At 63.2% G+C, this 26,270-nt stretch carries 26 protein-coding genes and 1 pseudogene; 15 read left to right on the top strand and 12 right to left on the bottom strand.

The features are described 5' to 3' along the window. Positions 1 to 44 precede the first annotated feature (44 nt). Positions 45 to 311, top strand: a complete 267-nt coding sequence (locus tag AC1DIJ_RS07140; RefSeq protein WP_112386240.1) for a hypothetical protein — start codon at positions 45 to 47, stop codon at positions 309 to 311. Between the two features lie 114 nt (positions 312 to 425). Further along, positions 426 to 611, top strand: a complete 186-nt coding sequence (locus AC1DIJ_RS07145; RefSeq protein ID WP_112386239.1) for a DUF1059 domain-containing protein — start codon at positions 426 to 428, stop codon at positions 609 to 611. Here the strand turns inward: AC1DIJ_RS07145 and AC1DIJ_RS07150 are convergent, their stop codons facing one another. From AC1DIJ_RS07150 to AC1DIJ_RS07160, 3 genes are read right to left on the bottom strand one after another with little or no spacing between them, the layout of a single operon-like run. Then, a complete protein-coding gene (locus AC1DIJ_RS07150) occupies positions 612 to 1,865 on the bottom strand; it encodes a CCA tRNA nucleotidyltransferase (protein ID WP_112386238.1) in 1,254 nt (417 codons plus the stop codon). Next, positions 1,862 to 2,512, bottom strand: a complete 651-nt coding sequence (locus tag AC1DIJ_RS07155) for a CoA pyrophosphatase (protein WP_112386237.1) — start codon at positions 2,510 to 2,512, stop codon at positions 1,862 to 1,864. The genes AC1DIJ_RS07150 and AC1DIJ_RS07155 overlap by 4 nt, the downstream gene beginning before the upstream one ends. Continuing rightward, positions 2,509 to 3,132 (bottom strand): DUF1285 domain-containing protein, encoded by a 624-nt coding sequence (locus AC1DIJ_RS07160; RefSeq protein WP_112386236.1) that lies wholly within the window; start codon positions 3,130 to 3,132, stop codon positions 2,509 to 2,511. Before AC1DIJ_RS07160 ends, AC1DIJ_RS07155 begins: the two co-directional genes overlap by 4 nt. 157 nt (positions 3,133 to 3,289) lie before the next feature. Here AC1DIJ_RS07160 and AC1DIJ_RS07165 point away from each other — a divergent pair, with 157 nt between their 5' ends. From AC1DIJ_RS07165 to AC1DIJ_RS07185, 5 genes are all read left to right on the top strand, one after another. Further along, the gene (locus AC1DIJ_RS07165; RefSeq protein WP_112386235.1) at positions 3,290 to 4,300 is read left to right on the top strand and encodes an AAA family ATPase; all 1,011 of its coding nucleotides are present in this window, start codon (positions 3,290 to 3,292) and stop codon (positions 4,298 to 4,300) included. Between the two features lie 19 nt (positions 4,301 to 4,319). Next, positions 4,320 to 5,240 carry a DUF58 domain-containing protein gene (locus AC1DIJ_RS07170; protein WP_112386234.1) on the top strand — a complete coding sequence of 307 codons (921 nt, stop codon included), beginning with the start codon at positions 4,320 to 4,322 and terminating at the stop codon, positions 5,238 to 5,240. Continuing rightward, a complete protein-coding gene (locus tag AC1DIJ_RS07175) occupies positions 5,237 to 8,050 on the top strand; it encodes a DUF4159 domain-containing protein (protein ID WP_112386233.1) in 2,814 nt (937 codons plus the stop codon). The genes AC1DIJ_RS07170 and AC1DIJ_RS07175 overlap by 4 nt, the downstream gene beginning before the upstream one ends. Before the next feature lies 1 nt (position 8,051). Continuing rightward, the gene (locus AC1DIJ_RS07180; protein WP_112386232.1) at positions 8,052 to 10,121 is read left to right on the top strand and encodes a hypothetical protein; all 2,070 of its coding nucleotides are present in this window, start codon (positions 8,052 to 8,054) and stop codon (positions 10,119 to 10,121) included. 68 nt (positions 10,122 to 10,189) lie between these two features. Then, positions 10,190 to 10,618 (top strand): GNAT family N-acetyltransferase, encoded by a 429-nt coding sequence (locus AC1DIJ_RS07185; protein WP_112386231.1) that lies wholly within the window; start codon positions 10,190 to 10,192, stop codon positions 10,616 to 10,618. Here AC1DIJ_RS07185 and AC1DIJ_RS07190 read toward each other — a convergent pair. Both AC1DIJ_RS07190 and AC1DIJ_RS07195 read right to left on the bottom strand, forming a co-directional pair. Next, entirely contained in the window at positions 10,615 to 11,928 is a 1,314-nt protein-coding gene (locus tag AC1DIJ_RS07190; RefSeq protein WP_112386230.1) for an MFS transporter, read from the bottom strand. The genes AC1DIJ_RS07185 and AC1DIJ_RS07190 overlap by 4 nt on opposite strands. 67 nt (positions 11,929 to 11,995) lie before the next feature. Then, positions 11,996 to 12,496 (bottom strand): GNAT family N-acetyltransferase, encoded by a 501-nt coding sequence (locus tag AC1DIJ_RS07195; RefSeq protein WP_112386229.1) that lies wholly within the window; start codon positions 12,494 to 12,496, stop codon positions 11,996 to 11,998. A gap of 281 nt (positions 12,497 to 12,777) precedes the next feature. On the opposite strand from AC1DIJ_RS07195, the gene AC1DIJ_RS07200 reads away from it, so the two are divergent. Next, a complete protein-coding gene (locus AC1DIJ_RS07200; protein WP_112386228.1) occupies positions 12,778 to 13,764 on the top strand; it encodes a glutathione S-transferase family protein in 987 nt (328 codons plus the stop codon). Between the two features lie 3 nt (positions 13,765 to 13,767). On the opposite strand, the gene AC1DIJ_RS07205 is transcribed toward AC1DIJ_RS07200, so the two are convergent. Further along, positions 13,768 to 14,247: an NUDIX domain-containing protein gene (locus AC1DIJ_RS07205; RefSeq protein ID WP_112386227.1), complete on the bottom strand. Its 480-nt coding sequence runs from the start codon at positions 14,245 to 14,247 to the stop codon at positions 13,768 to 13,770. A gap of 71 nt (positions 14,248 to 14,318) precedes the next feature. Here AC1DIJ_RS07205 and AC1DIJ_RS07210 point away from each other — a divergent pair, with 71 nt between their 5' ends. The 4 genes and pseudogenes from AC1DIJ_RS07210 (at position 14,319) to AC1DIJ_RS07225 (ending at position 17,445) form a co-directional block, all read left to right on the top strand. After that, the gene (locus AC1DIJ_RS07210; RefSeq protein ID WP_112386226.1) at positions 14,319 to 15,227 is read left to right on the top strand and encodes a metallophosphoesterase family protein; all 909 of its coding nucleotides are present in this window, start codon (positions 14,319 to 14,321) and stop codon (positions 15,225 to 15,227) included. A 133-nt stretch (positions 15,228 to 15,360) separates the two neighbouring features. Further along, positions 15,361 to 15,921: pseudogene (locus AC1DIJ_RS07215) on the top strand (tetratricopeptide repeat protein). A 165-nt stretch (positions 15,922 to 16,086) separates the two neighbouring features. Continuing rightward, positions 16,087 to 16,596, top strand: a complete 510-nt coding sequence (locus tag AC1DIJ_RS07220; protein ID WP_112386225.1) for an RNA polymerase sigma factor — start codon at positions 16,087 to 16,089, stop codon at positions 16,594 to 16,596. 3 nt (positions 16,597 to 16,599) lie between these two features. Next, complete coding sequence (locus AC1DIJ_RS07225) at positions 16,600 to 17,445, top strand: anti-sigma factor family protein (RefSeq protein WP_112386224.1); 846 nt, start codon at positions 16,600 to 16,602, stop codon at positions 17,443 to 17,445. A 69-nt stretch (positions 17,446 to 17,514) separates the two neighbouring features. Here the strand turns inward: AC1DIJ_RS07225 and leuA are convergent, their stop codons facing one another. From leuA to AC1DIJ_RS07240, 3 genes are all read right to left on the bottom strand, one after another. Then, positions 17,515 to 19,248, bottom strand: coding sequence for a 2-isopropylmalate synthase (gene leuA, locus AC1DIJ_RS07230; RefSeq protein WP_112386223.1), 1,734 nt, complete (start codon positions 19,246 to 19,248; stop codon positions 17,515 to 17,517). Between the two features lie 324 nt (positions 19,249 to 19,572). Then, positions 19,573 to 20,757, bottom strand: coding sequence for a benzoate/H(+) symporter BenE family transporter (locus AC1DIJ_RS07235; RefSeq protein WP_112386222.1), 1,185 nt, complete (start codon positions 20,755 to 20,757; stop codon positions 19,573 to 19,575). A 94-nt stretch (positions 20,758 to 20,851) separates the two neighbouring features. Continuing rightward, on the bottom strand, positions 20,852 to 21,928 hold the full coding sequence (locus AC1DIJ_RS07240; protein ID WP_112386221.1) for a calcium-binding protein: 1,077 nt from the start codon (positions 21,926 to 21,928) through the stop codon (positions 20,852 to 20,854). Positions 21,929 to 22,218: 290 nt separating this feature from the next. Here AC1DIJ_RS07240 and AC1DIJ_RS07245 point away from each other — a divergent pair, with 290 nt between their 5' ends. Beyond that, the gene (locus AC1DIJ_RS07245; protein ID WP_112386220.1) at positions 22,219 to 22,455 is read left to right on the top strand and encodes a hypothetical protein; all 237 of its coding nucleotides are present in this window, start codon (positions 22,219 to 22,221) and stop codon (positions 22,453 to 22,455) included. A gap of 46 nt (positions 22,456 to 22,501) precedes the next feature. On the opposite strand, the gene AC1DIJ_RS07250 is transcribed toward AC1DIJ_RS07245, so the two are convergent. Beyond that, entirely contained in the window at positions 22,502 to 23,086 is a 585-nt protein-coding gene (locus tag AC1DIJ_RS07250) for an ATP-dependent Clp protease proteolytic subunit (protein ID WP_112386219.1), read from the bottom strand. Between the two features lie 160 nt (positions 23,087 to 23,246). Here AC1DIJ_RS07250 and AC1DIJ_RS07255 point away from each other — a divergent pair, with 160 nt between their 5' ends. Both AC1DIJ_RS07255 and AC1DIJ_RS07260 read left to right on the top strand, forming a co-directional pair. Then, on the top strand, positions 23,247 to 23,966 hold the full coding sequence (locus AC1DIJ_RS07255) for a hypothetical protein (RefSeq protein WP_112386218.1): 720 nt from the start codon (positions 23,247 to 23,249) through the stop codon (positions 23,964 to 23,966). Positions 23,967 to 24,065: 99 nt separating this feature from the next. Further along, positions 24,066 to 24,848, top strand: a complete 783-nt coding sequence (locus tag AC1DIJ_RS07260; protein WP_112386217.1) for a DUF2076 domain-containing protein — start codon at positions 24,066 to 24,068, stop codon at positions 24,846 to 24,848. Between the two features lie 44 nt (positions 24,849 to 24,892). Here AC1DIJ_RS07260 and AC1DIJ_RS07265 read toward each other — a convergent pair whose 3' ends face one another. Together AC1DIJ_RS07265 and queF are read right to left on the bottom strand one after the other, a co-directional pair. After that, on the bottom strand, positions 24,893 to 25,465 hold the full coding sequence (locus AC1DIJ_RS07265) for a cytochrome b (protein ID WP_112386216.1): 573 nt from the start codon (positions 25,463 to 25,465) through the stop codon (positions 24,893 to 24,895). 206 nt (positions 25,466 to 25,671) lie between these two features. After that, positions 25,672 to 26,136, bottom strand: a complete 465-nt coding sequence (queF, locus tag AC1DIJ_RS07270) for a preQ(1) synthase (RefSeq protein ID WP_112386215.1) — start codon at positions 26,134 to 26,136, stop codon at positions 25,672 to 25,674. Positions 26,137 to 26,270: the final 134 nt, after the last annotated feature.

The raw sequence follows: 26,270 nt of genomic DNA on the forward strand, positions 1-26,270 counted from the left end.
CTAAATCAATTTGTATGTGCATAACAATCGGAGGAGGATTGTCCATGACGATACAAAGCGGTTCATCCGCGGATGCGCAGCAATCATCCCGCGTAATCGATGCCCCGGAATTTCTGAGCCGTCTCGCAGAAGACATGCGGGCGAAAAGCGGCTCGGATTTGCCCCTTTCCTGCTTCATCGAGCAGGTCAAGCTTCAGCTCGCCGGCGGAAAATCGCCCGAAGAGCTGCAGGGACAGGGCCGCGAAAGCGCCAATTCCAACACGCCCTATCAGTCATCCGACTGCTACCGTTTCTGGGCGATGCCGGAATAAGCCTATCAATCCGGCCGATCGCCGCGATCGGCCGGAACCTTCTCCCCTCTTTGCACATTCAAGCTACGCGTGAATTTGCGCGATCCTGTCACGTTCCGGATCAAGGAGGATACAATGCGACTTTTCGAATGTGGTACGCTCGTTCCAGGCTGCGACTGGCATACCCGTGCCAATGACGACGCCGAAGTCGTCCGCCGCGCGGTTGAGCATATGAAGACCGCCCACGGCGAGACCACCATCCGCGAAAACATGGTCGACAATATCAAGGCCCGCATCCGCAACGAAGCGAACGCGGCCTGATCATTTCGTGATATCGTTGAGCCGGGCGAGCAGCGCCGCCCGGTCGGCAACGAAATTCTCATCGACCCATTGCTCTTCGAGCGTCTGTAACAGCTGGCCGACGCGCGGACCCGACGGTATGCCGGACGCAATCACGTCGCCGCCGCTCAGTGGAAATTTCGGCTTCTGCCACCGCTCCGCCTGATCGAGCAGCTTGCCGAGACGCGCCGCCCGGCTCATTTCCTTCATGTCGCCTTCCGCCTTGCTCCGCGCCACTGCGAGCGCCAGCTTCAGCCGTGCGATGATGCCTTCGGGCGCGTTGCGGTAAAGCAGCCGGTCGAAGGCGGCAGACGAAATCTCGTCGTTGACGGGGACGGCAAGCGCCCAGGTTTTCAGCCAGGCAGCTTCGGCATTGGCAAGCTTCAGCCGCGCCGACATCGCCACCAGGCGGGGAACATCGGGCGGGACGATCGAGGCCAGTCTCAGCAGCGGATCCGGCGCCCAGCCGAGCGCCTGCTCAGTCGCCACCAGCCCCGGAATGGCGTCGATACCCCACTTTTCCGTCTCCGGCAGGATCTCGTTCAGCGTCGCGACGGTCCGCATCCAGAGCAGCGCGCGGCCGGGATCCTTGGCCGACAGCAGCTTGCGAAGCTCGGACCAGACACGCTCGGCCGAAAGCGTTGCGAGCTTCGAGCGCGCCGCGGCGGAAGCCTTCAGCCCGGCCGCATCCGGCCTGCCGGAGCCGTAATAGGCGAAGAAGCGGAAGAAACGCAGGACCCGCAGGTAATCCTCGGAGATCCGCGTCGCCGCATCGCCGATGAAGCGGATGTTGCGCGTCTCGATATCCGCAAGCCCCCCGACGAGATCGATCACCTCGCCTGCCGCATTGGCATAGAGCGCATTGATCGTCAGGTCGCGCCGCTCCGCGTCAACCTGCCAATCGGTGCTGAAGGCGACCTTGGCGTGCCGTCCATCGGTCTCGACGTCGGTGCGCAGCGTCGTCACCTCGAAGGGCTTGCCGTCGAGAACCAGCGTCACCGTGCCATGCGCGATCCCTGTCGGCACCGCCTTGATACCCGCGGCCTTCGCCCGCTCGATCACCGCTTCCGGCGTCAGCGTCGTGGCCATATCGATGTCGCTGACATCGAGCCCCATCAGGCTGTTGCGCACCGCGCCGCCGACGACCCGGGCCTCGCCGCCATCGGCATTCAGCAGCGAAAAGACGCGCGAAAGGCGCGGATCCTGAAACCAGGCTTCGTGAGCCACACTGGTCATGCATACATTCTTTCGTAAATCGTGCGGATGATGCCGGCGGTAATGCCCCAGATCATCCATTCCTCATAGGGCATGCGGTAAAACTGGCGCTGCACTCCGTTCCAGAGGCGGCTGTCGAGCGCGTGATTATCAGGGTTCATCAGGAATGACAGCGGCACCTCGAACACGCTTTCCACCTCATCCGGGCTCGGCGTCAGCGTGAAGCCGGGCTTGATGACGGCAAGAACCGGGGTGATGCGGAAGCCGGTCGCCGCCAGATAATCCGGCAGGCGGCTGACCGGCTCGATGAACATGTCGGCGAGGCCGATCTCCTCGCCAGCCTCGCGGATCGCCGCCATCTCGAGCGAGTCGTCGGTCGGATCCATCGAACCGCCCGGAAAGGCGATTTGGCCGGAATGCTTGCGCAGCATCTCGGTACGCTTGGTCAGAATCACCCGCGCGTCGTCACCGTCATCGATGACAGGCACCAGCACCGCCGCATCGCGCAGCTTTATGGTCTCGACATAGGGCAGAAGATCCTGGTTGATCAGGTGATCGCCGTGGTCGCGCCAGGCGAGATCGATCGGCCCGCCCTTCTGGTTGAGCGCCCGGCGACGGAATTCATCGGCCGAATACAGCGGATAACGGGATGCAATCGGTTCACTCATCGGGAAAGCGCGTCCAGTTCATCCGCAGCCATGACGGGAAAGATGCGCCCGCCGGATCGCAGGCAGAACATCTGACGTCCCTCGACCTTGATCACTTCGCCAAGCTCGACCAGCTCGTACATCACAGGACGCGCAACCAGCGCCTCCAGCCTGCCGCGCACATGCAGATAGGGTTTCAGCTCGCTGTTCTCGCCATGGATGACGAAACGCAGCGCATGCTCGTCTCCGGCCTCGACGACATCGCCAGTATTGGTGCGAAACGTCAGCACCTGCGCGTCCCCACGTCCCGTCACACTCATCTCGACGGCGAGAAAGGGCGCATCGGCGACTCGGATGCCGACCTTTTCCACAGGAGTCACAAGATAGGTCTTGCCGTCCTCATCCTTGCGCAGAACCGTCGAAAAAAGCCGGACGAGCGGCGCCCGGCCGATCGGCGTGCCCATGTAGAACCATGTGCCGTCGGCGCGGATTTCCATGTCGATATCACCGCAAAAGGGCGGATTCCACTTGTCCACGGGCGGCAGACGGCGCGTTTTGCCACCGGTTTCGCCGGCGGCACGCGAAATCAGCGCGGCCAGCCCCGCGGCATCTTCGCTCGCCCTGATCTCTTCGCCTGCCATTCTTCTGTCCCGGTTTGCACTTAACGAGGGGAAGTCACGAGATAGTCATTCGAAACGAACTTGTCAGCCCGCAACATCTTCATAACTCTATCGGGTATGAGGCAGAGGTGTAAGTCCGCCGATTCGCGACGAATGATTTAGCCGTTGGAGATGCCTGATGGGTATGATGAAGACCGAAGACAGCCTCGATGAAAAGGCGATCATTGCCGCCGCCGAAAAGGCGCTTGCCGATATTGCCCTTGTCCGCGAAGAAGTTTCGAAGGTGATCTTCGGTCAGGAAAGCGTCGTCGAGAACACGCTTCTCGCCGTGCTTTCGGGCGGCCATGCGCTGCTGGTCGGTGTTCCCGGCCTTGCCAAGACCAAGCTCGTCACTACGCTCGGCGAAGTGCTCGGCCTCGGCGCCAACCGCATCCAGTTCACGCCCGACCTGATGCCCTCGGATATTCTCGGCTCCGAAGTCATGGACCAGGACGAGAGCGGACGCCGCTCTTTCCGCTTCGTCAAGGGGCCGGTCTTTGCCCAATTGCTGATGGCCGACGAAATCAACCGCGCCTCGCCGCGCACCCAGTCGGCGCTGCTGCAGGCCATGCAGGAATATCACATCACCGTCGCCGGCCAACGCTACGACCTGCCGGCGCCGTTTCACGTTCTCGCCACCCAGAACCCGCTGGAGCAGGAAGGCACCTATCCGCTGCCCGAAGCACAGCTCGACCGCTTCCTGATGCAGGTCGACGTCAACTATCCGGAGCTCGCTGCCGAGCGGCAGATCCTGCTCGAAACCACCGGCCTCAGCGAAACCAAGCCGCAGGCGGTGCTCGATGCCGGCAGGCTGACGCAGATTCAGAGCCTGATCCGCCAGATGCCCGTCAGCGACAAGGTGGTCGATGCCATCCTCGGCCTCGTGCGCTCGGCCCGTCCCGGCCAGGGCAATGCCGCGACCGACAAGCATGTCGCCTGGGGCCCCGGCCCGCGCGCCGGCCAGGCGATGATGCTCTGCGCCCGCGCACGCGCACTCTACGAAGGCCGCCTCGCGCCTTCGCTCGATGACGTCTATGCTCTGGCCGAACCCGTGCTCGAACATCGCATGGCGCTGACCTTCGCCGCCCGCGCCGAAGGCATGTCGGTCCGCGATGTGATTGCCGGCCTCGTCAAGCAGGCCCGGGGATAAGAACAAGGATAGAGAACGCGTGGCGTCTATCGGACAGATCGTCAATCCGACACCGGGCAGCGATGCGCTTGCACGAGCAAGGCAGCGCGCCTCGCTGGTGCCCGATTGTCTGGTCGAAGCCAAACGCATCGCCAACACGGTAATCGCCGGCTGGCACGGCCGCCGCAAGCGCGGCATCGGCGAGAATTTCTGGCAGTTCCGCCCCTATACCGAAGGCGAGAGCCTGTCGCGCATCGACTGGCGCCGCTCGGCCCGCGACGACCACACCTATATCCGCGAACGCGAATGGGAAGCCGCCCACACGATCTGGCTCTTTGCCGACATGTCGCCGTCGATGATGTACAAGTCGACGCTCGGCAGCGTGTCCAAGGAGAGCCGCGCGCTTGTCATCATGCTGGCGCTTGCCGAAATTCTGGCGCGCTCAGGCGAACGCATCGGCTGCCCCGGCGTCATGGAGCCGGTTTCGGCACGCAATGCCGCCGAGCGTCTGGCAACCGCACTGATGCATTCGCAGCTCACCGGCGGGCTGCCCGAAGTGGCGATGATCCGCGGCTGGAGCGATCTGGTGCTGATCGGCGATTTCCTTGACGATGCCGATGCCGTTATGGCGCGGCTGACGCCGCTTGCCCGCCGCGGCCTGCGCGGCCATGTCGTCGAAGTGGCCGATCCGGCCGAGGAAATCTTCCCCTATAGCGGCCGCACCGAATTCACCGATCCGGAAACCGGCTCCAAGCTCGTCTCCGGCCGCGCCGAGAATATCCGCGATGCCTATACCCGCGCCTATCTCGCCCGGCGCGACAGTCTCGGCCAGTCGCTGCGTCATCTCGGCTGGACCTTCGTCACCCACCGGACCGACCATCTGGCATCCGAAGCGCTGGTGGCGATCCACATGTATCTCTCCGGCATGCCGGCCAAGGCAACGCATGGAGGGCAGCTGTGAACGCCCTTCCCTTCGCTTTCGCCTATCCCGCCATCCTCGGCGCTCTCATCGCCCTCCCCGTCATTTGGTGGCTGCTGCGGTTGACGCCGCCGCGCCCGAAGACCGAAGTCTTTCCACCACTGAAAATCCTCGCGACCGTTCTAAAGCGCGAGGAAACACCGGCGCAGAGCCCCTGGTGGCTGACGCTGCTGCGCATGCTGCTCGCCGCCGCCGTGATCCTGGCGATCGCCGATCCGGTATTCAATCCGCGCACCAATTCGCTGGCCTCCGGCGGCCCGCTCGTGCTCTTCGTCGATAACGGCTGGGCAACCGCACCGGATTGGGAGCGCCGCGTGCAGACGGCCGAAGCGCTGATCGACGACGCGGAATCCGCAGGCAGCCCCGTCGCCATCGCCTTCACCGCCGACCCGACCAACGATGCGGTTCCCGGCACCGCGGCCGTCGCCCGCGACAAGCTGCGCGCCGCCGAACCCAAGCCCCTCGTTCCCGACCGCCAGCGCGCCTTCGAGGCGCTGCGTGCGGCCTTGAACGGCACCAAGCCCGGCACGCTCGCCTTCCTGTCCGACGGCGCCGCCTCCAGGGACAACGAAACAGTCGTCCGCGACCTCGCCAACCTGCAGCCAGCCGAACTGCGCCTCGTCGAAGGCGACAGGGCGCAGACGATCGCCATCACCGGTGCGGCAAATGCCGCCGATGCGATGACCGTCACCGCCACCCGCCTCGACACGTCGGCCGCCTCGCAATTGCCGCTGACGGCGCAGGACGCCCAGGGCCGCGCGATTGCCGCCGGTTCCGTCACCTTCCAGCCAGGCCAGTCGGTGGCGACGGGGTCGATCGCCGCCCCCTTCGAGATGCGCAACGATTTCGCCCGCGTCAGCATCGACGCCCATGCGACGGCTGGTTCCGTCCACCTGCTCGACGACGGCTTCAAGCGCCGCCGCGTCGTGCTGCTGTCGGGCGAAGCCGGTGACGAATTCCAGCCGCTGCTTTCGCCGCTCTATTACATCCAGCGCGCCCTGCAGCCCTACGCGGATTTGATCGAACCGAACTCGCCCGATCTCGCCACCTCGATCCCGGATCTTCTTGCGCAGAACCCGTCCGTGATCATCATGGCCGATATCGGCCGTCTGCCGCAGGAAACCTACGAGCCGCTGCAGCGCTGGATCGCCAATGGCGGCACGCTGATCCGCTTCGCCGGTCCGCGCCTTGCCGCAGCCCCCGCCGATGATCCGCTGGTGCCGGTGACGCTGCGCCAGGGCGAGCGTGCGCTCGGCGGCGCTCTCTCCTGGGCCGAACCGCAGCCGCTGGCCGACTTCCCGAATTTCGGACCCTTCGCCGGCATGGCGAGGCCAACCGACGTGACGATCAAGCGGCAAGTGCTCGCCGAGCCGACACCCGACCTTGCCGAACGCACCTGGGCCAGCCTTGCCGACGGCACGCCGCTCGTCACCACCAAGCCGATCAGTGCCGGCCGCATCGTGCTGTTCCATGTCAGCGCCGAGGCCACATGGTCGAACCTGCCGATCTCCGGCAACTTCGTGGAAATGCTCCGCCGTATCGTCCAGCTCTCCCGCTCCGGCGGCGTGACCTCCGAGGCCGGTGCGGCATCGACCGCCGAAGCACTGCCGCCCTTCCGGCTGCTGGACGCCAAGGGCGTGCTGACCACCGAAACCGGAACCGCCCGCCCGCTGATCCTGAACGCCAAGGCCGCACCGGTCTCGAACTTCGACAACCCGCCCGGACTCTATGGTTCAGAAGATGGCTTTACCGCGTTGAATGTATTGCCTGATAATGCCGAACTGAAGCCGCTGGACACCGCAGGCGTCACCGTCATCCGCGCCGGATTGATCGGCGGCGAAACGTGGTCGGCCAAGCCTGCCCTCTTCCTGATCGCCTTCCTGCTGCTGCTCGCCGACAGCCTGATCGTGATGTTCATGAGCGGCGCCTTCTCGCGCCTTCGCCCGGCCGCCCGCAGCGCCGCGCTGATCGCCGTGGCGATTGCCGCCGGCCTCTTCCTGCAGCCGCATGATCTGCGCGCCGACGATTCCAAGCCCGGTGACGACCTGATCCTGCAGCGGCTCGACAACACCCATCTCGCCTATGTCGTGACCGGCGAACAGGACGTCGACAATATTTCCGAGCGCGGCCTCGAAGGGCTGACGGAATTCCTGACCTACCGCACGACCTTGGAACCGGCACCGCCCGTTGGCCTCGACCTGACCAAGGACGAGCTCTCCTTCTACCCGATCATCTACTGGCCGGTTTCCGCCTCCGCCCCGATGCCATCGACCGCAGCGATCAACCGCATCGATGCCTATATGCGCGCTGGCGGCACCGTGCTCTTCGATACCCGCGACCAGTTCAGTGCCCTCGACAATTCGGCCGGCGCGCAGAGCGCCAATGGCGAACGGCTGCAGCAGATCCTTGCCAATCTCGACATTCCGCCGCTGGAACCGGTGCCCTCCGACCACGTGTTGACCAAGTCCTTCTATCTGCTGTCGAGCTTCCCCGGCCGCTATGCCGGCAGCCCGCTGTGGATCGAGGCCCGCCAGGACAATCGCGCCAGCGATCCGAAATCCGCCGCCTCCGCCGACGGCGTCTCGCCGATCCTGATCACGGGCAACGACTTTGCCGGTGCCTGGGCGGTCGATGAAAACGGAACGCCGCTGCTGCCGACCGTGCCGCCGGACGAGGCGCAGCGCGAATATGCCTATCGCGCCGGCGTCAACATCATGATGTATATGCTGACCGGCAACTACAAGACCGATCAGGTCCACGTCCCCGCCCTCCTCGAACGTCTGGGGCAGTGACATGACGCTCAATTTCGCCCCCTTCATTCCCTGGCCGATCCTGGCCGTCCTCGCCGTGATCGTCGCTGCCGTTGCCGCGTTTGCCATCCTGCGTGGCGTCCGCGGCGCCTGGATCCGCACGGTCGCGGCCATCGCCCTGCTTGCCGCCCTCGCCAACCCCCTGCTGATGCAGGAGGACCGCGAGCCGCTTTCGACGGTGGTCCCTGTGATCGTCGATCGCAGCCAGAGCCAGCAGACGCCCGAGCGCATCAAGATGACCGACGATGCGCTGGCGCAGCTGAAAGACCGGCTGTCACGCTTCCCCGATATCGAGCCCCGCTATGTCGAGGCGACCGAACCCGAGGATTCCGACGCGCCCTCCACGCGCCTCTTCAATGCGCTCTCGGCCGCCGTCGCCGACGTTCCGCCCGCCCGCATCGGCGGCGCGATCATGCTGACGGACGGCGAGGTTCACGATGTTCCCGGTGTCAACCAGGCACTCGGTTTCGACGCCCCGATCCACGGGCTGATCACCGGCAAGCCCGACGAATTCGACCGCCGCATCGAGGTCATCAAGGCGCCGCGCTTCGGCATCGTCAACGAAGAACAGCAACTTGTCCTGCGCGTCTTCGACGATGGCCCGAGCCCGGGCGGCACCGCGACCGTCACCGTCAAACTGAACGGCGACGAGATCGCCACGCTGCAGGCCACACCCGGTCAGGATACGCCCTTCTCCTTCCGCGTGCCGCGCGGCGGCAGCAACGTGCTGGAATTTGCCGTCGCCGCCCTGCCGGGCGAAGTGACGGAAGCCAACAATCGCGCCGTCCATGTCATCGACGGTATCCGCGAAAACCTGCGCGTGCTCCTCGTGTCGGGCGAGCCGCATGCCGGCGAACGCGCCTGGCGCAATCTGCTGAAGTCGGACGCCTCAGTCGATCTGGTGCATTTCACCATCCTGCGTCCGCCGGAAAAGCAGGACGGCACGCCGATCAACGAGCTGTCGCTGATCGCCTTCCCGACCCGCGAGCTGTTCGTCGACAAGATCAAGGATTTCGATCTCATCATCTTCGACCGCTATCAGCATCGCGGCGTGCTGCCGATCCTCTATTACGATTACATCGCCCAGTACGTCGAAAACGGCGGTGCGCTGCTGATCGCCGCCGGCCCCGAACATGCCGGCCAGGATTCGATCGCGCTGACGCCGCTGCAATCGGTTCTGCCTGCGGCACCGACGGGCCAGATGATCGAGAAAGCCTTCTATCCCCGCCTCTCGGACGAGGGTCGCAAGCACCCGGTCACCCGCGGCCTCGACGGTTCCGCCGACGAGCCGCCGCATTGGGGCCGCTGGTTCCGTTCCGTCGGCGTCGAGCAGCCGCAGGGCCAGACCGTCATGGTCGGAGCCGACAACAATCCTCTGCTGGTCCTGAACCGCGCCGGCCAGGGCCGTGTCGCCATGCTGCTCTCCGATCAGGGCTGGCTCTGGGCCCGCGGCTTCGAGGGCGGCGGTCCGCACGTCTCGCTCTACCGACGCATCGCCCATTGGCTGATGAAGGAACCGGCTCTTGAGGAAGAGGCGCTGACCGCCCGCGCCCAGGGCCGTACGCTCGAGATCACTCGCCAGACGATCGGCGGCGATCCCGGCGAGGCAACCGTCCGCTATCCATCCGGCAAGACCGAAAACCTGCCGCTCGCCCAGTCCGAGCCCGGCCTCTACAAGGCCGAGAAGAAGATGGACGAGATCGGCCTCTTCGAGATCCGCAACGGCGACCTGACGACCCTCGTCCATGTCGGCGCCGTCGATGCGCCCGAGTTCAAGGCGATGGTTTCGACGACTGAAGCCCTGAAGCCGATCACCGACAAGACCCGCGGCCTCGTCGCCCGCGTTTCGGATGCTAGCGGCGCCATCGAAGTGCCGCCGGTTCTGCCGGTGCGCGGCCAGATCCGTGTCGCCGACAGCGAGCGCATGCAGATCAAGCTCACCAACGAAACGGTGCTGAAGGGCATCAACACGCTGCCGCTATTTGCCGGTTTTGCCGGCGTCGGCGTCCTGCTGCTGGCCTTCGGCGCCATGTGGTGGCGTGAGGGGCGCTGAGCGGCTTTGTGCGAAGGCGAGACTCTGATATCGGCAGGCGATAGCAATCGCCGCCGAAGAGTGCAGCCATGGCCCCGCAGAAGCTGAAGGTCACCAAGGTTCTTTCCAAGAAGGACCGCAAGAAGATCGCCGACCCGCTGATCGCCTACAATCTCGCCCGCTTCGGCGAGAGCGGCCGCGAAAAGCTGGCGATCCGCCTGCGCGGCGATGACGGCGAGATATGCGGCGGGCTCGTCGGCTACACCGCCCGCGACTGGCTCTATATCGAGATGCTCTTCGTTCCCGAGGACCTGCGCGGCAAAGGCATGGCGGGAACGCTACTGCATATGGCGGAAGACGAAGCGAAGCGCCGCGGCTGCATCGGCGCATTTATCGATACGATGAGCCCGGATGCCCTCAAGGTCTACCAGCGCTACGGCTACGAGACGATCGGCGCGCTCGGCGAATTCGCCGGCGGCCATACCTTCACCTGGCTGAAGAAGCGTTTCGAGGCTTAAGTAAGTGAAGTCTGGCGCGTTTCCGCGTCGATCGCCAGCGCCGCCAGAGCGGCAATCACCAGCAATCCGGCAAACAGCCCGATCGCCACGCCAAGCCCCATCGTCACCACGAAGGTCATTACCGAAGGAGCCACGAGACCGCCGAGGCGGGCCATGGCGCCCGCAGCGCCCATGCCGGTGGCGCGCGATGCGGTCGGATAGAGTTCGGGCGTATAGGCATAAAGCGCGCCCCAGGTGCCGAGCAGCGCAAAGCTCATGATCAGCAGCGAGGCACCGATCAGGAGATCATCGGGCGACAGGACGAACAGCAGGCACCCGGCAGCCGACAGCAGGCAGAAACTGATCAGCGTCGGCCGCCGTCCCCACGCTTCCACGCCATAGGCCGCAAGCGCATAGCCCGGGATCTGCGCTAGCGCGACGAAGACCAGGAAGCCGTAGCCGCGCACGAAACCGAAGCCCTCGCCCGCCAGCTTCGCGGGCATCCAGGTGAAGACGCCGTAATAAGAAACGGAAACCAGGAACCAGATCGCCAGGATCATCAGGCTGCGGCGGCGAAGATCGGGCGAAAACAGCCCTTCCGAGGCGGCATGCGGCGCGGCGACAATCTCGTCGCCGGTGGCAAGCGGTGGCTTCCCATGGGCCTCGAGCATCCGGTTGACGATCGCTTTGGCATCGGCAGCCCGGCCCGACCGCAGCAGGTAATGCGGCGATTCCGGCACGAAGAAGCGGAGCGCGACGCCAAGGATCGCCGGTACCGCCGTGACGGCAAAGATATAGCGCCAGGCATCGGCGACGCCCGCCACACTTGCCGCCCAGGCCGCGAGCGCCACGATCAGCGTCCCGATGGCCCAGAAGCCTTCGAGCATCACCAGCCAGCGGCCACGGTTCTTCGACGGCAGGAATTCAGCCATCATCGCGTAGTCGACCGGCAGCGTGCCACCGACCGCCATGCCGGTCAGCAGGCGCAGAACCAGCAAGCTGGTAAAATCGGGCGCGAAGATCGACAGCAGGCCAAAGATGGCATCGCAGGCGACGGTGAGGATCAGCACGTAGCGCCGCCCCAAACGATCAGCCAGCCGCCCGAAGACCACGGCACCGATCAGCATGCCCAGGAAGAACACAGTTCCGGTCTGCAACGCCTGCGCCACGGTGATCTCGAAGGTCGCGGCGATCGAGGCGGCGGTAAAGCCGACGGCCAGCACCTGCATCGCATCCGCTGTCCAGACGAGCCCGAAGATCCCCATCAGCCGCCGCTGGAAAGCGCCGGTTCCGGCACGCTCCAGCGCTTCGTCCATCGATAGTCCGCTCATGCCGCCCCCAGCTGAAAAGCGCCTGGTGAGTCCCAAGCAAAATCAGGGGCTTGATAAAGCATAAGCTCTATTTACGCCAGCTAATTGAGCCCTTCAGCCGCTGATGGGCGTCATCGCTGACCGGCACGACGAGAACGCGCGCCGGATCGACCGGCCCCGGGAAGCTGAGCGCGTTATGCGCCACCCTTTCGAAGCCGAGCTGGCAATAATAGGGCGGATCGCCAACAAGGATGATCGCCTCCGAACCCTTGCGTTTCGCAGCTTCCACCGCGATCCGCACCAGCTCGCGCCCGATGCCCCGGCTCTTGTGCGACGGGCGCACCGCGAGCGGCCCGAGCAGATGCCCCTTCACGCCACCGGCCGTCACCGGCGTCATCCGCACGGAAGCGATGGTCTCGCCGTCGTCGGCGCAGATGAAGGAGAGCGACAGATCATGCGGCCCCTGCTCGCGGATGCGCGCTGCCGCACGGGTGTGCCGGCCGGGACCAAATGCTTCTTCGTTGATGAGTTCGATTGCGCCGTCGTGAGACGCATCCTCAGTGAGGTAGACCAGATCGTGCTTGTGCATGATGAGACAGAAACCGGATAGACAGAAAGCTGGGGTTCTCGAACACGCCCTCAGGCGTTCGGGAGCTTCAGCGTCGTCGCAGGCTTCTGATTGCGTGCATCAAATCGGGTTCCGCAGGAAAATCGTGAAAAGGCCGATAGCAGGAAAAAAATCCGCCGTCCAACGCAAAATGCAGGCAGCGCAAAATGGCCTGTGACGCACTGTTCAATCTTTGCCCGCTGCAAAGACCGGCCGTCTGCGATATCTTTGCCTCAACGAGACCAATTCGAAGGAAACACGCAATGGGCATGCTGGTGGAAGGCGTCTGGCATGACGTCTGGTACGATACGAAGGAAACCAAGGGCCATTTCAAACGGGCCGCATCGCAGTTCCGCAACTGGGTGACTTCCGATGGCGCGGCCGGCCCCTCCGGCACCGGCGGCTTCAAGGCCGAGCGCGACCGCTACCATCTATATGTCTCGCTCGCCTGTCCCTGGGCACACCGCACGCTGATCTTCCGCAAGCTGAAGAAGCTGGAAGACATCATCTCCGTCTCCGTCGTCGATCCGCTGATGGTGGAAAACGGCTGGGAATTCCAGATCAGCGAAGGCGCCACCGGCGACCACCTGTTCGGCGCAAAGGCGCTCTGGGAAATCTACGTGAAGGCCGATCCTAAATATTCGGGCCGTGTCACCGTTCCGGTTCTCTGGGACAAGAAGACCGGCACGATCGTTAACAACGAGTCGTCCGAAATCATCCGCATGTTCAACAGCGCCTTCGACGGCATCACCGGCTCGACGCTCGACCTCTATCCGGCCACTCTCGCCGCCGAAATCAACGAGTTGAACGCGCTGGTCTACAACACCGTCAACAACGGCGTCTACAAGGCCGGTTTTGCGACCACGCAGGAAGCCTATGGCCAAAGCGTCGTCAAGCTGTTCGAAACGCTGGATGTGCTGGAAGCCCGCCTCGGCAAGGGCCGCTACCTGTTCGGCGATACCCTGACGGAGGCAGACTGGCGGCTGTTCACCACGCTGGTGCGCTTCGACCCCGTCTATGTCGGCCATTTCAAATGCAATATCCGCCGCATCGACGACTACCCGAACCTGTCGGGCTACCTGCGTGACCTCTACCAGACGCCTGGCGTCAAGGAGACGGTGAACATGCGCCACATCAAGGAACATTATTACCGCAGCCACAAGACGATCAACCCGACCGGCATCGTCCCTGTCGGCCCGGAGCTCGATCTCGACCGGCCGCATGGCCGCACCAAGCTTGCGGCCGCCTGACCCCTACCAATATTGAGCGGCCGGCTCTGCGCCGCTCAATTCCCTGAGGCGGCGCTTCGTCGCATCGGTGGTCCCCTCCGGCAGCGCATCGAGCGCGAAGAAACCGCTCTCTACGATTTCCATATCGGGCTGGCGTGGCGCCGTCTGCTCGACATCGGCACGGTAGAAGACCACATGGTCGCGCCGGCTGGCCGACCTGTTCAGATAGACCTGAAAGAGCTTCGGCTCGCCGACGATCCGAAGGTTCCCCTCTTCCCGCAATTCCTTGACCAGCGCCTCATGCGACGTTTCCCGCCGCTCGATGCCGCCGCCCGGCATATGCCAGCCCGGCACATAGCTATGTCGGACGAGGAACACCTTGCCCGACGGATCGAAACAGGCCGCGCGCACGCCCATCGTCATCCCGCGCGTCATGGCGAAGTAAACGTGGACGACCCGCATCAGGATTTTCGACTGCCAAGACCTGATCTCGTTGCTCGCCATCGTTCCGTTTTCACTATTTCGTTCAAGCAGATGTGTTTGAATTGTAAATATCCTGGTCTATGTGTCGTAGCATGTTCAAGCTCGCGCATATCTCAGACATTCACCTCGGCCCACTTCCCCGTCTTTCATTCCGCGAGCTCTTCTCGAAGCGCATCACCGGCTTTGTGAACTGGCACCGTAACCGGCGCAAGCATCTTTTCGGCGGAACGCTGGATCTGCTTCTGGAAGACATCCGCGCTCATAAGGCAGACCATCTGGCGGTCACCGGCGATCTCGTCAATCTGGCGAGCGGGCTGGAAATCCGCTCCGCCGCCGGCTGGCTGCGCGATCTCGGCGATCCCGAGGAGACGTCGATCGTCCCCGGCAATCACGACGCCTATGTGCCGGGTGCCTACGAGAAGTCGATGCGTGCTTGGTACGATTATGTGCGCGGCGACCTGGCGCCTGCCGAATGGCAGGAAGACAAGCATATCTTCCCCTATCTGAGGGTCCGCGGCAAAGTCGCGATCATCGGCTGCTCGACCGCCGTCGCAACGCCCCCCTTTGCCGCCAGCGGTTTCTTCGGCCAGCGCCAGGCTCGCGAGGCGGTCAACATGCTGCGCGCCGCAGGTGAAGCCGGGCTCTTCCGCGTGGTGATGATCCACCATCCGCCGATCCGTGGCGCCACCTCGTTTCACAAGCGGATGATTGGCATCCGCCGCTTCGCCGCCGTCGTCACATCAGGCGGCGCCGAGCTCGTGCTGCACGGCCACACCCATCTCAATACGCTATACTGGCTGAAGGGACAGACAGGCCCGGTCCCCGTCGTCGGCATCGCATCCGCCTCTCAGGGCCCCGGCGGCATGAAGCCGCGCGCCGCCTATAATCTCTTCTCGATCGATGGCTCGCCCGGCGCCTGGGAACTGAAGGGCGAACGCTTCAGCCTCAACGATCAGGGCGATGGCGTTTCGCCCGAAAGCGTCGATATTTTCAAGCTTTAGCAGCAAAAGCGGAATCAGTTTCGCCGCAGCTTGAATCGCTTTGCGAGGATTTTTCCCGCGCGGTAATCCTGCCCTTGGTATTTCCAGATCGAGGCGTACAATCGCGCCATCGACGCCGATCAGGGAGCCTCTCATGCGCATCGCCGCCAACCGTATCTGCCGCCTCACCCTCGCCTTTGGCCTTGCCGCCGGGCTTGCCGCACCGGCCTTCGCAGTCGGTGACGAGAACGACGAGACCAGCCCGCCGCCAAAGACCGAGACGACGACCAAATGCGCCGATGGCAAGGTCTGGGACAAGGACAAGAAGGAATGCGTCGACGCCAAGAAGCAGAGCTTCAACGACGACGATCTCTAAAAGTTCGCCCGCGAATTCGCCTATGCCGGCCAGTATGAGAATGCCATCAACATTCTGAACCTCGCCAAGAACCAGAGCGATCCGCGCATCCTCAACTATCTCGGCTATGCCAACCGCAAGGCCGGCCGCTTCGAACTCGGCATGTCCTACTACCGCAAGGCACTGCAGGCCGATGAGAATTATATCCTCGCCCGGTCATACATGGGCCAGGCATTGGTGGAACAAGGAGACGTTCAGGGCGCCAAGGTTCAGCTCGTCGAAATCCGCGATCGCGGCGGCGAAAACACCTGGGCCTACCGCGCGCTGCTGCAGAGCTTGAACGGTTACAGGACCTATTGAAACACGAGCGTGTGATGAGCGGCGGAAAACCTTTGGGAAATCGCCGCTTAGCCTCTCTTCTGGTTGCGAAGCACGTCAAACTTGTTTCATAAAGGTCACATTCGCGATATAAAATCGTTTACCCGCACCGGCGCTTCGCGCCGGACATGTTCATGAAATGAGACTATGCGTCAGCCCGTAACGACCATCGACATCCGACGCGACCTAGTCGGCTTGCTGCCGCGGTTGCGCCGTTTTGCGATGACGCTGACGGGTGATGTCGCGGCAGCCGATGAACTGGTGCAGAGCGTCTGTCAGCGCGCCGTCGCCAAGAGCCAGCAGTGGAACGGCGAAGGACGGCTGGAAAGCTGGGTCTATACGCTCGCGCGGCATCTCTGGAATGACGAAGGCCGCAAGCGCCGCCCCCGCCCTGCCGCGCCGAAAGGCAACGTCACCGACATCCGCGAGGCCGCCCGCGAGCGCACCACCGTTACCGATACCGATCTCGTCCACCGGATGCTTGCCGAAATGCCCGAGAACCTCGCCAGCATCTTCCTGCTGACTGTGGTCGAAGGTCACAGTTACGAGCAGACGGCCGAGATCATGGGCATTCCGGCAATCGGCGTTTCGGCGCAGCTTGCCGCCGCGAGACTGCATTTCGCCAGCCTCGCCGACGACTTTCACCACAGGTACTGACCTTTGCCGGATTTCAAGAAACTGCCGCTCGATGCACAGCTGACCGCCCTTCTCGACGGCGAAACGACGCCGGAGCAGAAGCATGAGTTGGAAGAGCGCATCGCCAGCGACGAAGGCGCCCGCAGGCTCTACGACAAGCTGAGGCACGGCGCCGATTTTGGCCGCCGCAGGCTTGAGGATGTGCTGAAGGAGCCCGTTCCTCTGGCGCTGGTGCGTTCGATCAAGAGCGTGCAGCCGCCAAAGGCGCCTGTCGCGCCGCGGGCCACGCGCCCGTCGCTGAAGCTGTCGCCTTCCGGGCCGAAGGCGCTTGCCGCCGCACTCATTCTCTTCGCTGCCGGCTGCGGCATCGGCTATCTCGTCGGCATCGGCCCGGGCGATCCGACGCCGGGCGACGATCAGCACGTCACCGACGACAGCCCGCGCACTAAGGATTGGCTGAACGATGTGGCTGGCTATCAGCGGATGATCATCCGTCAGCCCCGTCATCTTGTGGAAGTGCCCGCCTCTCAGGCGGAAGAAATCTCAAGCTGGCTGACCTCGACCGTCGGCGTCGCCTTCCGCGTGCCTGACCTGACCGGCGAAGGCTGGACGTTCCAGGGTGCCCGTGTCGTGCTTGGCGATGGCCGCCCGGCCGGGCAGCTGGTCTATTCAAGCGCCGACGGCGACCTGATCTCGATCTATTTCCGCAAGGATAGCCAGCCTGCCGATACCGAGGACTTCAAGGAAACCATCAAGGACGAAGTCGGTCTGGTGACCTGGCACAATGCCGGTACGTCCTACGCCCTCGTCGGCCCCTCCGCCGAAGCATCGCTCAGCCAGATCGCCATGGAAGTCGCGGCAGAGATCTAAGCTCCCCAGCAAAACGGAATCAAAAAGGTGCAGCGGATCGCTCCGCTGCACCTTTTCATTGTCGATATCTCAGTTCTTGCCGGCCTTGACGTCGAGCACGCGGTTGGCGGCCGAGACGATCGCTTCCAGCGAGGCGCCGACGATATTGGTGCTGATGCCGGCGCCGAACAGCTTTCCACCCGGATAGGCGGTCTCGACATAGGAGATCGCCGAGGCGTTCGAGCCGTGCTGCAGCGAGTGCTCGGAATAATCCTGCACCGACATCTCGACGCCGAGATAGTCCGAGAGCGCGTTGATGAAGCCGTCGATCGGGCCGTTGCCGCGGCCTTCGATCTTCTTGGTCACACCGTTGTCGGTGATCTCGGCAGCAACCACTCGCACGCCCTTGCGTTCGGGGTCGGCGAATGTGTGGTGATCGACGAACTTGATGCGGCCCTTCGGCTGCGTCACGTAGCGGTCGATGAAGTGCTCGTAGATCCGCTTCGATGGCACTTCTTTGCCTTCTTCATCGGTGATCCGCTGGATTTCCTCGCGGTATTCGACCTGCAGGTTGCGCGGCAGGTTGAGCCCGTAATCCTGCTGCAGGATATAGGCGATGCCGCCCTTGCCCGACTGCGAGTTGATGCGGATGATCGCCTCGTAGGAACGGCCGACATCCTGCGGGTCGATCGGCAGATACGGCACTTCCCAGACCGGATGGTTGGCGACCTTGATCGCCTTCATGCCCTTGTTGATCGCATCCTGATGCGAGCCGGAGAAGGCGGTATAGACCAGTTCGCCGACATAGGGGTGGCGCTCCGGAATGACCATCTCGTTGGAATATTCGTAGACGGCCTTGATCCGCTCGATATCGGAGCAATCCAGTTCCGGATCGATACCCTGCGTGTACATGTTCAGCGCCAGCGTCACCACGTCGACATTACCGGTGCGCTCGCCATTGCCGAACAGCGTGCCTTCGACACGATCGGCACCCGCCATCAGGCCGAGTTCGGTCGCGGCGATGCCGGTGCCGCGGTCGTTATGCGGATGCAAGGAGATGATGATGTTTTCGCGGTTGTCGATCTGCCGGCACATCCACTCGATCTGGTCGGCATAGATGTTCGGCGTCGCCATCTCGACGGTCGATGGCAGGTTGATGATCAGCTTGTCGTCTGCGGTCGGCTTCACTTCGGCGATAACCGCGTTGCAGATTTCCAGCGCCACTTCCAGCTCGGTGCCGGTAAAGCTCTCCGGCGAATACTGGAAGCGGTAACCGCCACCGGCCCTTTCCGCCATGTCGGTGATCATCTTCGCCGCATCGACGGCGATCTGCTTGATGCCGTTGACATCCTTGGCGAACACCACGCGGCGCTGCAGCTCGGAGGTCGAATTGTAGAAATGGATGATCGGCTTGTGGGCACCCTGCAGCGATTCGAAGGTGCGGGTAATCAGTTCCGGGCGGCACTGCACCAGCACCTGCAGGGAAACGTCGTCAGGCACACCACCCTCTTCCACACACCAGCGGGCGAAGTCGAAATCGGTCTGCGAAGCCGAGGGGAAACCGATCTCGATTTCCTTGAACCCCATGTCGAGCAGCAGCTGGAACATCCGGGCCTTGCGGTCGTGGCCCATCGGGTTGACCAGCGACTGGTTGCCGTCGCGCAGATCCACGGAGCACCAGATCGGCGCCTTGGTGATTGTCTTCGACGGCCAGGTGCGGTCAGGAATGTTGATCGTCGGATAGGCGCGGTATTTCAGCCCTGCTTCGGGCATGCCGGCCTTCGGGGAGGTGCTGGTTTGGGAGGAATTGCTGTTGGCGTCCATTGTCGTCGTCTCTTCTCGCTTCACGCATAAGCCGGCGCCCGTTCGGGGATGAGCCGTCTTCGATGCGGACCTGTAGGGGTCTTGTGTGGCCTGGTCTTGAACGTTCGTGAGAGGAGCTCTTATGCCGGCAGGCTTTTCGGCCGCCGGGCGCTCCTCAACGGACCCGGCAACCGCGCGTAAGGCCGAGGAGAAGAAGCGAGGTCAGGGCATGCGCGTTGTCGCGCAGGGCGATACGCCCGCGTGCAATCGTGCCAGAAATCTTTGCGCCTGTGGTCTTCATGCTCGGGCTTATAGCCGTGCGCTAAAAAACTGGCAACCCCCCACCTATGCTTTTGCCTTTTTCACCAGATGCTGCAGCGTCAGCATCAATCCGCCCGCCAGCAATCCCCAGAAAGCACCGGAGATGCCCGCAAAGGAAACGCCTGACGCGGTAACCAGGAACGTGATCGCCGCCGCCTCGCGCGATTCGGGCGCCTGGAACGCCGCCATGGCGGAGCTCGAGAAGGCGCCGACCAGCGCAAGACCGGCGACCGCCTGGATCAGCACCGGCGGCGCCAGCGCCACCGCAGTCGTCACGGCACCGGCAAGCGGCCCGAGGATCAGGTAGCAGATGCCACAGACCAGCACTGCCCAGTAGCGGCGGGCCGGATCCGGATGCGCATCGGGACCGGCGCACATCGCCGCGGTGATCGCCGCCAGATTGACCGCATGGCCACCGAAGGGCGCAGCCAGCAGTGAAAAGACGCCGGAGATCGCAAACAGCGGCCCGGGCTTCGGCTCGTAGCCGTTGACCTTCATGACCGCGATGCCGGGAATATTCTGCGAGGCCATGGTGACGATGAACAGCGGCAGCGCGATCGAGATGAAGGCCGGCAGATTGAAGACCGGGGCGACAAACTCGACGGTCGGCAGCAGCGCCCGTCCAACGGCCGCCCCTGCTCCATCCGGAATATCGACACCGAACGCCACTACCAGCCCGAAGGCGGCAAGTGCCGCCGGTACGGCGAGCAGCCGCTTGAAGGCGCCGACCACCATCCAGGTCAGCACGATCGGCAGACCAAGCCACGGATTGAAACCGACAGCCTTAACAGGCGCAAAACAGAGCCCGATCAGCACGCCCGCCAGCATCGCATTGGCGAGCGGCGCGGGAATGGCCGCCACCGCCCGGCCCAGCGGCTTGAAAAGACCGGCAACCACGATCAGCAGCGCACAGATGATGAAGGCGCCGACGGCCGCATTGAACCCGCCCTCGACGATCCCGGTGCTGGCAAGCAGCGCCGCCCCCGGCGTCGACCAAGCCATGCTGACCGGCAGCCGCGTCGTGAAGCTCAGCACGATGGCGCAAATCCCGAGCCCCAGCGACAGTGCCATCAGGCCCGATGCCGCCTGCGCCTCGGTGGCGCCAACCGTCTGCAGCCCGTGCAGCACCACGGCAAACGAACTGGCAAAGCCGGCGAAAGCCGCGAGAACGCCCATGAACAGGCTTTGAACGGAAAAGTCTTTGAGCATTGCGGGACTCGCGTGATGGGGGGCGAATACCGCATGGAGCATGGAGCTTGGGCCGCATGCAAGTGCAAGCGGCCCTGCAAGCGTTCGTCTGCCGCTATCTGGTCGCGAATGGCGGGATCGGCTTGTCCAAGTTCTCCTTGAACCGCGCCATTAGGGCAGCCTGGGCTTCGGGATCGATGGGCTGCTCGAGCTGCTGCGAAGAGCCGTCGGCGAAGTTGACCGTCACCCTGTGATAAATTGACAGAGTGATACTGTCGTTCGGATGACCTTCGAACGATATGATCGTTTTGCCGTCCTTGTGTTCGATGCGCATCTTGTCAGCGGTCAAGCCCTCTCCAAGCTCTAGGCGGCCGCTCCCGCCCGGGCTCAGGATCGTGTCGTGGCCGTCTCCTGCCCCAAATCGTGCTGTGGCATTGGGGCCGAGATCGATCACGTCATCGCCCGTGCCGCCGGCGGCCACGCTTCCGGAATGAATGGAGATCACGTCATTGCCCGCGCCGCCATGAACATAGCTGTCAGACCAGGCGTCGATCACATCATCGCCCGCACCGCCGTCGACATGACTTTCGGACCAAGCGCTGATGCGATCGTTGCCGCTTCCGCCGCTGACGACCATGTCACTCCACGCCTTGATGTCATCATTGCCGTCGCCACCATCGACATAGCTCCCACCACCTCCTGCGTCGATCGTGTCATCACCCGCACCACAGGACACGCGGCTGTCGCTCCATGCCTTGATCGTGTCGTTGCCTGCGCCGCCGTCGATCTCGCTGCCGCTCCAGGCATCGATCTCGTCATTACCTTCGCCGCCGTAGATGACGCTGTCGGACCAGGCGCCGATCGTATCGTCACCGCCGCCGCCATCGACGAAGCTCTTTGCTCCAACACTCACCGTGTCGTCCCCCGCCCCGGCATCGACAACGCTGTTGGCCGCTGCAGAGAGCGAGTCATCCGTTGCGCCGCCGATCAGGACGCGGATCGCGGTCGCCTGCCAGCGATCCGCCGCATTGCGAAGTTCTGCCGACGTTATCTGCGTCTCGTCCGCCGATTTACCACTCGGCGCGCCTGTCGCGGCAGAGTGCACCTTGTCGAACTCCGGCGGCTGCGGAACCCTGTCCAGCGTCCGCCATAGAAACGAGAAACCTGTCGTCACCCCACTCGTATTTGTCATGGAATCTTCCCCCGAAAATTCATTTGCCGGCAACCGGCCCAAAACCTCACGTTGAAATGCGTACACGGACAATACGGCAATCTTGCCGCGCCAAGCATGCCTCAAACTTGCGCTTAGGTTGAACAATCACAGATAGAACCTGCTGCGGCAGTGAGGCGGATCATTGCTGGCAGCCCGGGGATTCCTGCCGCCAGGCACGTCCGGTCGAACCCGAAACTGGCAAATGCTTGCTATGCGAGCAAAAAAGCCTAATTTAGTTGCGGTGGAGAACCAAAAATCCAGGTGAATGAATGTCGGACGATCCCGATGACCTCAGCAGAGCAGCGGTTGGCCTTTCTTCGGCGGCAATTCTCGCATCGCTCATCAAAACATTGAACGAAAAGAATCTTCTGTCGGACGACGAGGAAAACGCCGTCTATGACGCGGCGATCGCGCTGCTTGGCGACAATGCGGGCGAAGATGAAGATGGCGTCTTCGAACTGGCGCAGGAGATCATCGAAGAGCGCTGGAAGCCGGCGCCGGGCTGACCGGCAGGCGGAAAGAAAAAACGGGGCGCGAACGCCCCGGATTGTATCAGATCTCGCTCTGCGAGGTGATGACGCGCGACACCAGGCCGTAATCCTTGGCCTCTTCGGCCGAGAGCCAGTAGTCGCGATCCGTGTCCCTGGCGATCTTGTCGACCGGCTGGCCGGTTGCCACCGAGAAGATCTTGTTCAGGCGCTCGTTCATCTTGATGATTTCGCGGGCCTGGATCTCGATGTCGGACGCCATGCCGCGCGTGCCGCCGGAGGGCTGGTGCAGCAGGAAGCGGGTGTTCGGCAGGCAGAGACGCTGTTCCTTGGGAACGGCGACATAGATCAGCGCGCCGGCAGATGCGACCCAGCCGGTACCGATCATCCAGACCTTCGGCTTGATGAACTTGATCATGTCATGGATCGAATCGCCCGACTCGACGTGGCCGCCAGGCGAGCTCACGTAGATGCGGATGTCTTCGTCGCTGGCTGCGGCAAGCGCCACGAGCTGCGAGCAAACCTTCTGGCCGAGCTCCATGGTGATCGGGCCGTAGATGAAGATCGAACGCGATTTGAAGAGGTTAGCCTCTGCGTCCTTCCCCAAAGACAGTTCCTTGGTCTTGTCCTCTTGTTCTTCGTCGTTCATTCGAACCTCTCTCGGCTTCATTCGGGTTTCCCGGACATAGTGTGACTCAATGCGTAAAACAATGCGGGAAAAAGACAAGCCACGGAACGGGTGAAGATATTCTTATGACAAACCCGAGAACTGCCAGCATTATGCTGCTATCCCCAGGCGGGAGGAAAAGATGACATCGCTTTTGCTTCATCGGGCCGTCAGAAACAACGCGCTTTGGTGCGACGCCGTCTGCGCCGCTCATGGCCAGCGCGGCGAGTTTGCCCGAACACTCTGGCTGCACCGTCAGGGCACTCCGCCCTTCTATCCCGATGCCATCACGCTCGCCGGCGCGGAAAGTGCCGCCGAACAGGAGGAGACAATCGCCGTCCTCACCCGCTCGCGGCCGGGCGGCTGGGGCATCAAGGACAGCTACTGCGCCCTCGATCTCGCGCCGCAGGGTTTTACCGTGCTGTTCGAGGCCGAATGGATCGGTCTGGACGCCGATGACGATCTCGATGACGACGGCTCTGGCCTGACATGGGAGCGCGTCGAAACCGCCGGGAAACTCGCCGCCTGGGAGAAAGCCTGGACGGGCGGAGAACCGCAGGCCACGCCCATTTTCGCCGAGCCGCTGCTGCACAGACCCGAGATCGCCTTCCTCGCCGCCTATTCCGGCGAGGAGCTGCAGGGCGGCGCCATTCTCAATCACCAGGCCGAGGTGATCGGCCATTCGAATGTCTTTGCCATCGGCGGCAAGGAGCAGCCGATCCGCACCGGGCTCGTCAGAGAAGCGCGGCGGCTTTTTCCCGGCGAACCGATCGTCGGCTATGAGAGCGGCGACGACCTGGAAAATGCCTTGGCCCTCGGCTTTACCGCGCTCGGCCGGCTGCGGATCTGGGCGCGCGACTGAGCTTACCGAAATGTAAGTTGCCAAGGCTTTGAAAAGCCGGAATCCGTTCCTACGTCATTCGTAGGCGGGCTTATCCCGCACGTAACACAGGAGAGAGCCATGTCACCGGAAGAACGCCAATTGCTGACCGGCCTTTTCGACAGGGTACGCACCGCATCCGCAACACCGCGCGATCGCGACGCCGAGGCGCTGATCGATCAGGGCGTGCGCGAACAGCCCTACACGACGTATTATCTGGCACAGGCCGTCATCGTGCAGGAAAAGGGGCTGGAAGCAGCCGCCAACCACATCAAGGAGCTCGAAGAGCGCGTCCGCCAGCTGGAAGCCGGCGAGAGCGAACACCGCCAGGCCGAGCAAGGCGGCGGCTTCCTGAGCTCGATCTTCGGCAGCGGCCAGACACAACAGGCGGCCCAGCCTTCCGGCCCCTGGGGCAATGCCCCGCGCCAGAGCTATCAGGACCGCGGCTACGACGACAATGTACGCCCGATGCAGCCGCGGCAGCAGCAGCCGTCCGGCCCCTGGAACCCGCAGCCGGACGCTCCTTCGGCAGGCGGCAGCTTCCTGCGCGGGGCGCTCGGCACGGCGGCCGGTGTTGCCGGCGGCATGCTGCTCGCCAATTCGCTGAGTGGCGTCTTCGGCAATCACATGTCGTCGCTCGGCTGGGGTTCGCCTTTCGGCTCAAGCCCGTTCGGCAACACGCCGGCACCGACGGAAGAGACCGTCATCAACAACTACTACGGCGGTGACGACAGCAAGCAGGCAGCCGACAATTCGGCCGGCAACGACGACAATAGCAATATCCAGCAGGCCGACTACGATCCGTCCGACGATGACGACAGCTTCGACGATTCACAGGATAGCGGCGACACCTCAGACGTCTGATATGGGTGGCATATGGCGCAGGGCGCCGTATGCCAGCTCGATGGTCAGCCGTGCGGCATCATCCGCCTGAGAACGCCGTCGCGCAGCAGATAGTGGTGGCCGAGTGCTGCGAGCGCGTGGCTGGCGGCCAGCACGATGATGATCCAGGCCGCATCGTTGTGCAGCATCTCGTAGGTATGGGCGAGCGGCTTGTCCTGCGCAAACAGGCTCGGCACCGAGAACAGCCCGAAAAACTCGAAAGGCTCGCCCTGCGCCCAGCGCAGCAGGAAGCCGAGGAGCATCTGCGCGATCAGCAGACAGTAGAGAAGCCAGTGCATGCCCCTGGACAACAGCGCGTTGACGCCGGCCTCGGCGGCCGCAAGCCGCTTGCCGCCAGAGCTGCGCCAGACGAGGCGGACGATGAACACGACGGTGAACAGCAGTCCGAGCGAAATATGAATGGCCTGCAGTTCCTTGCGAAGCGGCGTACCCTTCGGAAGCGAGTTCCAGACATAGGCGGCAGCAAAGAGCGCAATCACGAGGATTGCGGTCAGCCAGTGCAGGGCAATCGTCATTTTGTCGTAGCGGGACGTATCGGCGGCCGCACGCGGGGCAGCGGCGGCTTGATCAATGGCCATAATTTTATCTCTTGAATGAAGTGTGTGACAGGATGCCCTCCGCACATAGCGGGGAGGAAACTCTGCTGCAATCCAAGCCACTTAACGCGAAAAGGCGGCCGCGAAATCCGCTGCCGCCAAAAGATGATTATAAATATCGACTTAACGCCGATGCGGAACGCCGCGGCAGGCTTTGCCCAGCGATCACATTTTCGTGCACGCGCAGGTCAGCCTCTGCCGCGATAGGTCGCGACACCCTGATCAGGCAGCCAGACATGCTCGGGCGGCTTGCCCGTCTGCCAGAAGACATCGATCGGGATGCCGCCGCGCGGATACCAGTAGGCGCCGATGCGCAGCCATTTCGGATCGAGCAGCTCAACGATCCGCTTGGCGATGTAGACCGAGCAATCCTCGTGAAACGCACCGTGATTGCGGAAGGAATGCAGGAAAAGCTTGAGCGACTTCGATTCCACCAGCCAATCGTTCGGGATGTAATCGATGACGATATGGGCGAAATCCGGCTGGCCCGTCATCGGGCAAAGCGAGGTGAACTCAGGCGCCGTGAAGCGCACGACATAGTCGGCGCCCTGGCTGCCGTTCGGCACCTTTTCGAGGACGGCCGCTTCCGGGCTCGTTGGTGATTCAACCTGCGAACCGAGCTGCGAAAGCCCGCTGACATCCGTCGTCGCCATTTCCCTATTCCTTCCAAATCGATCGTCCGTCCACGGGCGCCGATCGTCGCGCACCACATGGATTGCTCATGTGGGACCGCAAATAGTCCTTTTGCGCCGATCTTCCAAGCGGACAAAAAGCGGCGGCGGCGTGT

It is taken from the genome of Rhizobium sp. 10N427, from assembly GCF_056394605.1.

Excerpts from the sequence above, each read along its gene's own strand:
- AC1DIJ_RS07260 (WP_112386217.1), top strand. The coding sequence starts at position 24,066 with ATGTCACCGGAAGAACGCCAATTGCTGACCGGCCTTTTCGACAGGGTA.
- AC1DIJ_RS07210 (WP_112386226.1), top strand. The coding sequence starts at position 14,319 with ATGTTCAAGCTCGCGCATATCTCAGACATTCACCTCGGCCCACTTCCC.
- AC1DIJ_RS07250 (WP_112386219.1), bottom strand. The coding sequence starts at position 23,086 with ATGAACGACGAAGAACAAGAGGACAAGACCAAGGAACTGTCTTTGGGG.
- AC1DIJ_RS07235 (WP_112386222.1), bottom strand. The coding sequence starts at position 20,757 with ATGCTCAAAGACTTTTCCGTTCAAAGCCTGTTCATGGGCGTTCTCGCG.
- AC1DIJ_RS07220 (WP_112386225.1), top strand. The coding sequence starts at position 16,087 with ATGCGTCAGCCCGTAACGACCATCGACATCCGACGCGACCTAGTCGGC.
- AC1DIJ_RS07155 (WP_112386237.1), bottom strand. The coding sequence starts at position 2,512 with ATGAGTGAACCGATTGCATCCCGTTATCCGCTGTATTCGGCCGATGAA.
- AC1DIJ_RS07140 (WP_112386240.1), top strand. The coding sequence starts at position 45 with ATGACGATACAAAGCGGTTCATCCGCGGATGCGCAGCAATCATCCCGC.
- queF (WP_112386215.1), bottom strand. The coding sequence starts at position 26,136 with ATGGCGACGACGGATGTCAGCGGGCTTTCGCAGCTCGGTTCGCAGGTT.
- leuA (WP_112386223.1), bottom strand. The coding sequence starts at position 19,248 with ATGGACGCCAACAGCAATTCCTCCCAAACCAGCACCTCCCCGAAGGCC.
- AC1DIJ_RS07255 (WP_112386218.1), top strand. The coding sequence starts at position 23,247 with ATGACATCGCTTTTGCTTCATCGGGCCGTCAGAAACAACGCGCTTTGG.
- AC1DIJ_RS07190 (WP_112386230.1), bottom strand. The coding sequence starts at position 11,928 with ATGAGCGGACTATCGATGGACGAAGCGCTGGAGCGTGCCGGAACCGGC.
- AC1DIJ_RS07180 (WP_112386232.1), top strand. The coding sequence starts at position 8,052 with ATGACGCTCAATTTCGCCCCCTTCATTCCCTGGCCGATCCTGGCCGTC.
- AC1DIJ_RS07200 (WP_112386228.1), top strand. The coding sequence starts at position 12,778 with ATGGGCATGCTGGTGGAAGGCGTCTGGCATGACGTCTGGTACGATACG.
- AC1DIJ_RS07185 (WP_112386231.1), top strand. The coding sequence starts at position 10,190 with ATGGCCCCGCAGAAGCTGAAGGTCACCAAGGTTCTTTCCAAGAAGGAC.
- AC1DIJ_RS07165 (WP_112386235.1), top strand. The coding sequence starts at position 3,290 with ATGGGTATGATGAAGACCGAAGACAGCCTCGATGAAAAGGCGATCATT.
- AC1DIJ_RS07145 (WP_112386239.1), top strand. The coding sequence starts at position 426 with ATGCGACTTTTCGAATGTGGTACGCTCGTTCCAGGCTGCGACTGGCAT.
- AC1DIJ_RS07245 (WP_112386220.1), top strand. The coding sequence starts at position 22,219 with ATGTCGGACGATCCCGATGACCTCAGCAGAGCAGCGGTTGGCCTTTCT.
- AC1DIJ_RS07265 (WP_112386216.1), bottom strand. The coding sequence starts at position 25,465 with ATGGCCATTGATCAAGCCGCCGCTGCCCCGCGTGCGGCCGCCGATACG.
- AC1DIJ_RS07195 (WP_112386229.1), bottom strand. The coding sequence starts at position 12,496 with ATGCACAAGCACGATCTGGTCTACCTCACTGAGGATGCGTCTCACGAC.
- AC1DIJ_RS07150 (WP_112386238.1), bottom strand. The coding sequence starts at position 1,865 with ATGACCAGTGTGGCTCACGAAGCCTGGTTTCAGGATCCGCGCCTTTCG.
- AC1DIJ_RS07160 (WP_112386236.1), bottom strand. The coding sequence starts at position 3,132 with ATGGCAGGCGAAGAGATCAGGGCGAGCGAAGATGCCGCGGGGCTGGCC.
- AC1DIJ_RS07205 (WP_112386227.1), bottom strand. The coding sequence starts at position 14,247 with ATGGCGAGCAACGAGATCAGGTCTTGGCAGTCGAAAATCCTGATGCGG.
- AC1DIJ_RS07240 (WP_112386221.1), bottom strand. The coding sequence starts at position 21,928 with ATGACAAATACGAGTGGGGTGACGACAGGTTTCTCGTTTCTATGGCGG.